Annotated in this window: 8 protein-coding genes; 7 read left to right on the top strand and 1 reads right to left on the bottom strand. The window is 61.0% G+C overall.

The window, feature by feature from the left end:
* The first annotated feature begins 817 nt into the window (after nucleotides 1-817).
* Nucleotides 818-1,774: a DMT family transporter gene (locus tag UIA24_RS21470; protein WP_065760838.1), complete on the top strand. Its 957-nt coding sequence runs from the start codon at nucleotides 818-820 to the stop codon at nucleotides 1,772-1,774.
* 1 nt (nucleotide 1,775) lies between these two features.
* Here the strand turns inward: UIA24_RS21470 and UIA24_RS21465 are convergent, their stop codons facing one another.
* Nucleotides 1,776-3,170: a class II fumarate hydratase gene (locus UIA24_RS21465; protein ID WP_330523867.1), complete on the bottom strand. Its 1,395-nt coding sequence runs from the start codon at nucleotides 3,168-3,170 to the stop codon at nucleotides 1,776-1,778.
* Between the two features lie 155 nt (nucleotides 3,171-3,325).
* Between UIA24_RS21465 and UIA24_RS21460 the strand changes: the two genes are divergently transcribed.
* The 6 genes from UIA24_RS21460 (at nucleotide 3,326) to UIA24_RS21435 (ending at nucleotide 10,229) form a co-directional block, all read left to right on the top strand.
* Nucleotides 3,326-3,850 (top strand): DUF2059 domain-containing protein, encoded by a 525-nt coding sequence (locus UIA24_RS21460; RefSeq protein WP_065760840.1) that lies wholly within the window; start codon nucleotides 3,326-3,328, stop codon nucleotides 3,848-3,850.
* Nucleotides 3,851-3,862: 12 nt separating this feature from the next.
* Nucleotides 3,863-4,162, top strand: a complete 300-nt coding sequence (locus tag UIA24_RS21455) for a BolA family protein (RefSeq protein WP_065760841.1) — start codon at nucleotides 3,863-3,865, stop codon at nucleotides 4,160-4,162.
* Between the two features lie 107 nt (nucleotides 4,163-4,269).
* Nucleotides 4,270-5,208: an oxygen-dependent tRNA uridine(34) hydroxylase TrhO gene (gene trhO / locus UIA24_RS21450; protein ID WP_330523865.1), complete on the top strand. Its 939-nt coding sequence runs from the start codon at nucleotides 4,270-4,272 to the stop codon at nucleotides 5,206-5,208.
* Between the two features lie 2 nt (nucleotides 5,209-5,210).
* Complete coding sequence (locus UIA24_RS21445; RefSeq protein ID WP_065760843.1) at nucleotides 5,211-5,843, top strand: DsbA family protein; 633 nt, start codon at nucleotides 5,211-5,213, stop codon at nucleotides 5,841-5,843.
* On the top strand, nucleotides 5,836-7,668 hold the full coding sequence (locus tag UIA24_RS21440) for an ABC transporter ATP-binding protein (RefSeq protein WP_102053755.1): 1,833 nt from the start codon (nucleotides 5,836-5,838) through the stop codon (nucleotides 7,666-7,668). The genes UIA24_RS21445 and UIA24_RS21440 overlap by 8 nt, the downstream gene beginning before the upstream one ends.
* Nucleotides 7,669-7,769: 101 nt before the next feature.
* The gene (locus UIA24_RS21435) at nucleotides 7,770-10,229 is read left to right on the top strand and encodes an EAL domain-containing protein (RefSeq protein WP_102053756.1); all 2,460 of its coding nucleotides are present in this window, start codon (nucleotides 7,770-7,772) and stop codon (nucleotides 10,227-10,229) included.
* Nucleotides 10,230-10,249: the final 20 nt, after the last annotated feature.

The following is a 10,249-nucleotide window of genomic DNA, read 5'->3' as shown; positions in this document are numbered from 1 at the left end:
CTGTAGGAGCCGGGCTTGCCCGCGATACAAACGCCGCGAACTCACTGACACCCCACCGACACCATCGCAGGCAAGCCGGCTCCAACAGACCCCACGTAACTTGTAGGAGCCGGGCTTGCCCGCGATGCAAACACCGCGAACCCACTGACACCCCACCGATGCCATCGCAGGCAAGCCTGCCCCAACAGCGCCCGCGTACCTGTAGGAGCCGGGCTTGCCCGCGATGCAGCCACCGCGAACCCACTGGCACCCCACCGACGCCATCGCAGGCAAGCCAGCTCCAACAGAGCCCGCGCAACCTGTAGGAGCCGGGCTTGCCCGCGATGCAAACGCCGCGAACCCACTGGCACCCCACCGACGCCATCGCAGGCAAGCCAGCTCCAACAGAGCCCACGCAGCCTTTAGGCGCCGGGCTTGCCCGCGATACAAACGGCGCGAACCCACTGACACCCCAGCGACGCCATCGCAGGCAAGCCAGCTCCAACAGAGCCCGCGTAACCTGTAGGAGCCGGGCTTGCCCGCGATACAAACGCCGCGAACTCACTGACACCCCACCGACACCATCGCAGGCAAGCCAGCTCCAACAGAGCCCGCGTAACCTGTAGGAGCCGGGCTTGCCCGCGATGCAGACGCCGCGAACTCACGGACACCCCACCGACGCCATCGCAGGCAAGCCAGCTCCAACAGAGCCCGCGTAACACTTGCAGGCTTTCATGGAATGAGATGCTGAATTCTTTTCTATATCTGTAACTGTGTAAGTTGCGGTGACCGCCGTAGAATCAAGCCTCCCCCCACCACAGGGTTTTTCGAGGCGGTCATGCATATTTCTTCCGGACGCTGGGTCTACGGTCTGTTCCTGGCGTTGTTGACGGCCGTGCTCTGGGGCATCCTTCCGATCAAGCTCAAGCAGGTGTTGCTGGTGATGGACCCGGTCACTGTCACCTGGTTCCGCCTGCTGGTTTCTGGTGGCCTGCTGCTGGCCTTTCTTGGCGCCACGCGGCGTCTGCCCTCCGTGCGTGCCCTGGGGCGAAACGGGCGTTTTCTGCTGTTGCTCTGCGTGGGCGGGCTGGTCGGCAACTATGTGCTCTACCTGATCGGTCTGAACATACTCAGCCCCGGCACAGCGCAACTGATGATCCAGATGGGGCCGGTGCTGCTGTTGATCAGTAGCGTTGTGGTTTTCAAGGAGCGTTTCAGCCTGGGGCAGGGGATCGGCCTGGTCATTCTGCTGCTGGGCTTCGGGTTGTTCTTCAATCAGCGCCTGGACGAGCTGCTGACCTCCTTGGGGACCTACACCAAGGGCATTCTGATTATCCTGCTGGCCGCTGCGGTGTGGACGTTCTATGCCTTGGGCCAGAAGCAGTTACTCACCGTGTGGAGCTCGCCACAGGTGATGATGGTGATCTACCTGATCTGTGCCTTGATCCTGACGCCATGGGCACACCCACTGGAGGCGCTGCAACTGAGCCCGCTGCAAGGCTGGTTGCTGTTGGCCTGTTGCCTGAACACGCTGGTTGCCTACGGTGCCTTTGCTGAAGCGTTGGCCCACTGGGAAGCATCGCGGGTCAGTGCGACCCTGGCGATCACCCCGCTGGTGACGTTCGGCTGTGTTGCCTTGGCGGCCATGCTCTGGCCAGGTTATGTGCAACCCGAGCAGATCAATGGCCTGGCGTACATCGGTGCCGTGATCGTGGTGCTTGGCTCGGTGCTGATTGCGCTGGGGCCGTCACTGATTGCCGGTTGGCGTGCCAGGCGCGTGCGCCTGGCACGCTGACTCAGCCGTTGTCGCCCGCATCGAGCATGTGTTCGGGACGTACCCATTGGTCGAACTGCTGGTCGCTGACATAGCCCAGCGCCAGTGCGGCCTCGCGTAAGGTACTGCCTTCGGCATAGGCCTTTTTGGCAATCTCGGCGGCTTTGTCGTAGCCGATGTGCGGGTTCAGCGCCGTCACCAGCATCAGCCCACGTTCCAGGTGGTCGGCCATCTGCTGAGGATCCGGCTCAAGCCCGGCAATACAGTGCTGCTGGAAGTTATGGCAGCCGTCGGCCAGCAGTTCGATCGACTGCAGCAGGTTATGGATGATCACCGGCTTGAACACGTTGAGCTGAAGGTGCCCCTGGCTGGCGGCAAAGCCGATCGCGGCGTCGTTGCCCAGCACCTGGCAGGCCAGCATCGACAGCGCCTCGCATTGGGTCGGGTTGACCTTGCCGGGCATGATCGAGCTGCCCGGCTCGTTGGCCGGCAACCGCACTTCCGCCAGCCCGGTGCGCGGGCCGGAGCTGAGCAAGCGCAAATCGTTGGCCAGTTTCATCAGGGTGATCGCCAGGGTTTTCAGCGCCCCGGCCAGGAGCGTCAGTGGTTCATGCCCGGCCAGCGCGGCGAATTTGTTCGGTGCGCTGACGAAGGGCAGCCCGGCCAAGGCCGCAAGCTCTGCGGCGATGGCTTCGGCAAAGCCTTTCGGTGCGTTCAGGCCGGTACCGACTGCCGTACCGCCCTGTGCCAGCTCGTAGACTGCCGGCAGTGTCGAGCGGATTGCCCGTTGTGCGTAGTCGAGTTGGGCGACATAAGCCGACAGTTCCTGGCCGAAGGTAATCGGTGTGGCGTCCATCATGTGGGTGCGCCCGGTCTTGACCAGGTGCTGATGACGCACCGACTGTTCTGCCAGGCCCGCAGCCAGTTCGCTGATCGCCGGCAGTAGCCGCGCATGTACTGCCTGTGCTGCGGCGATGTGCATGGCGGTGGGGAAGCAGTCGTTGGAGCTCTGCGAGCGGTTGACGTGATCGTTGGGGTGGACCGGGGTTTTCCCCCCTCGGCCCTGGCCGGCGAGCTCGTTGGCGCGTCCGGCAATCACCTCGTTGACGTTCATGTTGCTCTGGGTGCCGCTACCGGTCTGCCAGACCATCAGCGGAAACTGCTCGTCGTGTTGCCCGGCCAGTACCTCGTCAGCGGCTTGCTCAATCAGCCGGGCAACGTCGGCTGGCAGGTTGCCGTTGCGCACATTGACCCGGGCGGCCGCCTTCTTGATCAGCGCCAGGGCGTGCAGGACAGCCAGCGGCATCCGTTCCTTGCCAATTGCGAAGTTGATCAGCGAGCGCTGCGTCTGGGCGCCCCAGTAGGCCTGATCCGGAACTTCGACCGTTCCCAGGCTGTCTGTTTCGTTACGGCTCATGCTGCGGTCACTCCTTTGTCGTCTGATTCCGCAGTTTAGGTCCTGATTCGACACGGCGGTTTCTTTACGTGTCGATCCACTTGAGCGCTCAGCCCGAGTCGGCGCAGAATGCTCTACTCTGAGGTGCCACCTCTTCCGACAATTAAGGATTTCCGATGACCCGTCTTCGCGCCCTTTGCACCGCAGTTGTACTGGTTTGTGCCAGCGGCCAGGTGCTTGCCGATACTGCCAGCCACAATGCCAGCGCCGAAGCCTTCCTTAAGCTGGCGCACGCCGACAAGCTCGGAACCCCGGTCTACATGCAAGTGCAGCAGATGTTCGCCCAGCGCTTTGAACAGACCAAGGCACCTGCTTCGAAAAAGGCTGTGCTGGACAGCTACCAGGCCAAGGCCAATGCCGCCCTTGACCAGGCGATCGGCTGGAACAAGCTCAAGCCCGATATGGTTAAGCTCTACACCAGCACCTTCAGCGAAAGCGAGCTGAAAGACCTGGTGAAGTTCTACGAGTCGCCACTGGGCAAGAAAGTCCTGGAAAAAATGCCGATGGTCACCCAGCAGTCGGCTCAGTTGACCCAGCAGAAATTGGAAAGCGCAGTACCGGTGGTCAACAAGCTGCTGTCTGACATGACCACCGAACTGGACCCGTCCGCGGGCAAGGCCGCGCCGGCCAAGAAGCCGTAAGCGGAGCCCGTCATGTCGATGCAGCAACGAATTGAGCAAAGCCTGGCCGCCCTGGCCCCGCAGCACCTTGAAGTGCGTGACGAAAGCCACATGCACAGCCGTGGCCAGGAAACCCACTACAAGGCGATTTTGGTCAGTGAGCAGTTCGAGGGGTTGAACAGCGTCAAGCGCCACCAGAAGGTGTACGCCACCCTGGGCGAGTTGATGAGCCAGTTCCACGCCTTGGCCTTGCATACCTACACGCCGCAGGAGTGGGAGAAGGTCGGTGCAGCCCCGGCCTCGCCAACCTGTGCCGGTGGTAGCAAACACTGATTTTGCTGCCGGGTTTTTGTTAGAATGTGCAACGCGCCGCTCGTCGGCGCGTTTTTTTTGACACCCGGTTCGTCCTTTGCGAGGACAGCCACCTGGAGAATCAAGGCATGACCCAAGCTATCGTCGTGGCGGCGCTGTACAAATTCGTTACCCTCGAAGATTACGTCGAGCTGCGTGAACCGCTGCTCGAAACGATGACCGCCAATGGCGTCAAAGGCACCCTGTTGCTGGCTGAAGAAGGCATCAACGGTACGGTGTCCGGTACCCGTGAAGGCATCGATGGCCTGCTGGCCTGGTTGCGCAGCGATACGCGCCTGGTAGACATCGACCACAAAGAGTCCTACTGCGATGAACAGCCGTTCTACCGCACCAAGGTCAAACTGAAGAAAGAGATCGTCACCCTGGGTGTGCCGGGCGTCGACCCGAACAAGAAGGTCGGTACCTACGTCGAGCCCAAGGACTGGAACGCACTGATCAGCGACCCGGAAGTGCTGTTGATCGATACCCGTAACGATTACGAAGTGTCCATCGGCACCTTTGAAGGGGCGATCGACCCGAAAACCACGACCTTCCGTGAGTTCCCCGAGTACATCAAGGCCAACTTCGACCCAAGCCGCCACAAGAAAGTCGCCATGTTCTGCACCGGCGGCATACGCTGTGAAAAAGCCTCCAGCTACATGCTCGGCGAGGGGTTCGAAGAGGTCTATCATCTCAAGGGTGGCATCCTCAAATACCTTGAGGAAGTACCGCAGGAAGAGAGCCGCTGGGAGGGCGAGTGCTTCGTCTTCGACAACCGGGTCACCGTTCGTCATGACCTGAGCGAAGGCGATTATGACCAGTGCCACGCCTGCCGCACGCCGATCAGCGTGGAAGACCGTGCTTCGGAGCACTACTCGCCAGGTATCAGCTGCCCGCACTGCTGGGACAGCCTGAGCGAGAAGACGCGCCGCAGCGCCATCGACCGGCAGAAGCAGATCGAACTGGCCAAGGCCCGCAACCAGCCGCACCCGATTGGCCATAATTACCGCAAAGCTGCCGAGGTTTGATGATGTCCGCTCGCCTGCTCTATGTGATGGACCCGATGTGCTCCTGGTGCTGGGGTTTTGCACCAGTGGCTGAGGCCCTGATCGCCCAGGCGCAGGCGGCGGGGGTGCCGACCCATCTGGTGGTCGGTGGCCTGCGTAGCGGTAGCAGCGCACTTGATGTGTCTACCCGACGCTACATCCTTGAGCACTGGCAAGCGGTGCACGAAGCGACTGGCCAGCCGTTTCGCATTGAAGGGGCGATGCCCGAGGGTTTCGTCTACGACACCGAACCTGCGTGCCGCGCCTTGGTGACCGCGCGCAGCCTTGACCCGCAACGCGCCTGGGGCCTGCTCACGCTTATCCAGCAGGCCTTCTATGAGCGCAGCGAAGATGTCACCCGTGCGCCGCAATTGGTCGAACTGGCTACCCAGGCAGGCTTTGAGCGTGCGGTGTTCTCCGAGCGCTTCACCAGCGCCGAACAACGCCAGGCCACGGCTGCCGATTTCGTCTGGGTGCAGGATTTGGGTATTGCCGGTTTCCCGACCCTGCTGGCCGAGCGCAATGGCCAGTTGGCGCTGCTGACCAACGGCTACCAGCCTCAAGACGCATTGGCGCCGTTGCTCGGTCGTTGGTTGGAGCGTGCCGCTCATGCTTGACCTGCCGGGCTCACCCGACCCGGTGCCGGGTTCACCGGCAAGTCATGGCGATCGTCTGAGCTGGGCTGAAATTCGTCGCCTGGCACTGCAACATAAAAAAGCCCTGTGGATCGCCAATGGCGTTGCCGTGCTGGCGGCGCTGTGCAGTGTGCCGATCCCGCTGCTGCTGCCGCTGCTCGTCGACGAAGTGCTGCTGGGGCATGGCGACGCCGCGCTGAAATGGATGAATCAGTTTCTGCCGCAGGCTTGGCACGTGCCCGCTGGCTATATCGGCCTGATGCTTCTGGTGACCCTGTGCCTGCGGGTATTCGCGCTGGCATTCAACGTGGTTCAGGCCAGGCTGTTTGCCGGTTTGGCCAAAGACATCGTCTACCGCTTGCGTATCCGCCTGATCGAGCGGCTCAAGCGCATCTCCCTGAGCGAGTACGAAAGCCTTGGCAGCGGAACGGTCACGACGCACCTGGTGACCGACCTCGACACCCTGGACAAGTTTGTCGGTGAAACCCTCAGCCGCTTCCTGGTAGCGGTACTGACCTTGACCGGTACGGCCGGCATCCTGATCTGGATGCATTGGCAGTTGGCGCTGTTGATCCTGCTGTTCAACCCGTTGGTGATTTTTGCCACCGTGCAATTGGGCAAGCGGGTCAAGCACCTGAAAAAACTGGAGAACGACAGCACCTCGCGGTTTACCCAGGCGCTGGCCGAAACGCTGGATGCCATTCAGGAAATTCGAGCCGGTAACCGCCAGGGCTATTTCCTTGGGCGACTGGGGGTACGTGCCCAGGAGGTTCGCAACTATGCCGTCGCCTCGCAGTGGAAGAGTGACGCCAGTGGGCGTGCCAGTGGCCTGTTGTTCCAGTTTGGTATCGATATTTTCCGCGCGGCGGCAATGCTCACCGTGCTGTTCTCCGACCTTTCCATTGGCCAGATGCTGGCCGTGTTCAGCTACCTGTGGTTCATGATCGGGCCGGTAGAGCAGTTGTTGAACCTGCAATACGCCTACTACGCCGCTGGCGGTGCGCTGACCCGCATCAATGAACTGCTGGCGCGTGACGATGAACCGCAGTTTGCCGGTGGCGTCGACCCGTTCAAGGGCCGTGACACGGTTGGCATCGACGTGCGCGGCCTGCGTTTCGCCTACGGCGAGGAGCCGGTGCTCGACCAGCTCAACCTGTCGATCGCACCCGGCGAAAAGGTCGCGATAGTCGGTGCCAGCGGTGGCGGCAAGAGCACCCTGGTGCAGTTGTTGCTGGGGCTCTACACACCGCAGGCCGGGACGATCCGCTTCGGTGGCGCGACCTTGCAGGAAATTGGCCTGGAAACCCTGCGTGAGCAGGTGGCCGTGGTGTTGCAGCACCCCTCGCTGTTCAACGACACCGTGCGCGCCAACCTGACCATGGGCCGCGACTGCACCGACGAAGCATGCTGGCAGGCATTGGGCATTGCCCAGCTAGATGGCACCATTGCTGCGCTGCCTCAGGGCCTGGACAGCGTGGTAGGGCGCTCCGGGGTACGCCTGTCCGGTGGGCAGCGTCAGCGTCTGGCCATTGCCCGGATGGTACTGGCCGAGCCCAAGGTGGTTATCCTCGATGAAGCCACGTCTGCCCTGGACGCGGCGACCGAGTACAACCTGCATCAGGCCCTGGCCCGTTTTCTCAGTGCCCGCACGACCTTGATCATCGCCCACCGCCTGTCGGCGGTGAAGCAGGCAGACCGTGTTCTGGTGTTCGATGGGGGGCATGTTGCCGAGGACGGTTGCCATCAGCAGCTCATCGCTGATGGCGGTTTATACGCCAAACTGTACGGGCATCTGCAACAAAGTTGAGCGGGAAAAGCGAATTTTGAGGTAAAGGCCATTTGCCCTGGTGGCAAATATCCTAGTCTGTTGTAGGTTTAGACTCATACGGCTCTGCAACAAGGGACCTCATGAAGGGAAAACGGACTCTCGAAGCGCCAAAGTTGCTGGGCATCATTTGGCCATTTGTCGCGGTCGTGCTGTTTCAGGCGTTGCTAGGAAGCATCAGCCTTTACGCGCTCTCGGCTGTGCGTGGTTACGTGGGTGGCGAAAGCCTCTGGTCCAAGGGCCAGAAGGACGCCATCTACTACCTTACGCTGTATGCCGACAGTGGCGATCAGGCGGCGTTCGAGAAGTACCAGCGGGCTATCGCCGTGCCCATGGGGGGGCATGAGCTGCGCACCGCACTGGATTTGCCGACACCGGACATCGCAGCGGCTCGCAAGGGCATGTTGCAGGGTGGCAACCACCCCGATGACGTCTCCAGTGTGATCTGGTTGTACCTGAATTTTCGTCATGTCAGTTACCTGGAAAAGGCCATTCAACTGTGGGCCGTCGGCGACGGCTTCGTTCAGCAACTCGACACTCTTGCCCAGGAAATACGCCAAGGCTTTGCGCGTGGGAAGGCCTCGGCCAGGAAAGTGGCCGACTGGAAGGCCAGGATTGCCTCGATCAATGAGGGCGTGGCGCCTGCCGCCAAGGCGTTCAGCGATGCCTTGAGCGAAGGCTCGCGGGTGCTCCTGCGCCTGTTGCTGTTCATCAACGTGGCGACCGCATTGTTCCTGATTGCCCTGGCCTGGAAGCGCTCGCACAAGCTGCTGGTTCAGCGCCAAGCCTTTGCCAGTGCGCTGCAGGTTGAAAAAGAGCGTGCGCAAGTCACCCTGGCGTCGATTGGCGATGGTGTGATAACCACCGACGTCGATGGCTGTATTACCTACATGAACCCGGCTGCCGAGCAGTTGACCCACTGGGATGCCCAGCAGGCGCAGGGCTTGCCCTTGGCGGCACTGTTCAATCTGCTTGATGAGCATGCCGAGAAGGACAGCCTGACGCTGATTGAGCACATTCTCAACGGCACCCTGCATGAAGGCGGTGAGCATGCCAAGCTGATTCAGCGGCTCGATGGCAGCACCGTTTCCGTCGCCCTGGTGGGCGCGCCGATACTCAACGAAGGGCGTATCAGTGGCGTTGTAGTGGTGCTGCATGACATGACCCAGGAGCGCCAATACATTGCCAACCTGTCCTGGCAGGCCACCCATGACGCCCTGACAGGGTTGGCCAACCGCCGGGAATTCGAGTTCCGCCTGGAGCAGGCGCTCGCGGGCCTGAGCCGAAGTACGGCGCGCCATTCATTGCTGTTCCTGGACCTGGATCAGTTCAAACTGGTCAACGACACCTCTGGCCATGCGGCGGGTGATGAGTTGCTGCGGCACATTTGTGCCTTGCTTCAGGGTGGGTTGCGTGAAGGGGATACCTTGGCGCGTCTCGGGGGGGATGAGTTCGGCATCCTGCTGGAAAACTGCCCGCCGGAACAGGCCGAGCGCATTGCCGAAAACCTTCGTCAGACAGTGCAGAGCCTGCATTTTGTCTGGAAAGGGCGCCCGTTCATGACCACGGTCAGTATTGGCCTGGTTCCCCTCAGCCAGCCTCCGGCTACCCTGGAAGCGTCGTTGCGGGCCGCGGACATGGCGTGTTATATGGCCAAGGAGAAGGGGCGTAACCGCGTTCAGGTCTACCATGCCGACGACACCGAGTTGTCCATGCGCGTTGGTGAAATGGCCTGGATTCAGCGTTTGCACGTCGCATTGGAAGAAAACCGCTTTTGCCTTTACTCCCAGGAAATTGCTGCACTGGGTGAGCCTGGCAATGCCGGTGGGCACCTTGAGATTCTTCTGCGGCTGCACGATGAGAGTGGGCGCACCATCCTGCCTGACAGCTTTATCCCGGCCGCCGAACGATACGGGTTGATGACCGCGCTGGACCGTTGGGTCGTGCGCAACGTGTTTCAGGTGATTCGCGAAGCCCTGGACAGGCCGCGCCAAGGGCCGTTGGCCATGTGCGCGATCAACCTGTCCGGGAGCAGTATCGGCGACGACAACTTCCTTGAATACCTGCACCGCATGTTCAGCGAGTTTTCGATTCCACCGCAGCTGGTCTGCTTTGAAATCACTGAAACCAGTGCCATTGCCAACCTGGGTAGCGCCATTCGTTTCATCAACGACTTGAAGGGGTTGGGCTGCAGGTTCTCGCTTGATGACTTCTGCGCAGGCATGTCGTCGTTCGCCTATTTGAAACATTTGCCAGTAGACTTCCTTAAGATCGACGGAAGTTTCGTCAAGGACATGCTGGATGACCCGATTAATCGGGCGATGGTCGAAGTGATCAACCACATTGGCCATGTCATGGGCAAACGCACGATCGCCGAGTTCGTCGAAACCCCGCTGATTGAACAGGCCTTGCGGGAAATTGGCGTGGACTACGCACAGGGGTACCTCATCGAGCGTCCGGCGGTGTTTTCGTGCGACAGCCTGCAGCGCAAACGTGCGCCGGAGCGCGCTCAGATGATGAAGGCGCCAGGAACGTTTCGCTGAACATTAACAATCACAAGGAA

It is taken from the genome of Pseudomonas sp. AL 58 (assembly GCF_036348395.1).
GTDB classification, from domain to species: domain Bacteria; phylum Pseudomonadota; class Gammaproteobacteria; order Pseudomonadales; family Pseudomonadaceae; genus Aquipseudomonas; species Aquipseudomonas defluvii.
Note: the sequence above shows the minus strand (reverse complement) of the source record. Positions and strands in the feature narration are given on the sequence as shown.

Coding starts and splice junctions, on each gene's coding strand:
- UIA24_RS21470 (WP_065760838.1), top strand. CDS start 818: ATGCATATTTCTTCCGGACGCTGGGTCTACGGTCTGTTCCTGGCGTTG.
- UIA24_RS21465 (WP_330523867.1), bottom strand. CDS start 3,170: ATGAGCCGTAACGAAACAGACAGCCTGGGAACGGTCGAAGTTCCGGAT.
- UIA24_RS21460 (WP_065760840.1), top strand. CDS start 3,326: ATGACCCGTCTTCGCGCCCTTTGCACCGCAGTTGTACTGGTTTGTGCC.
- UIA24_RS21455 (WP_065760841.1), top strand. CDS start 3,863: ATGTCGATGCAGCAACGAATTGAGCAAAGCCTGGCCGCCCTGGCCCCG.
- trhO (WP_330523865.1), top strand. CDS start 4,270: ATGACCCAAGCTATCGTCGTGGCGGCGCTGTACAAATTCGTTACCCTC.
- UIA24_RS21445 (WP_065760843.1), top strand. CDS start 5,211: ATGTCCGCTCGCCTGCTCTATGTGATGGACCCGATGTGCTCCTGGTGC.
- UIA24_RS21440 (WP_102053755.1), top strand. CDS start 5,836: ATGCTTGACCTGCCGGGCTCACCCGACCCGGTGCCGGGTTCACCGGCA.
- UIA24_RS21435 (WP_102053756.1), top strand. CDS start 7,770: ATGAAGGGAAAACGGACTCTCGAAGCGCCAAAGTTGCTGGGCATCATT.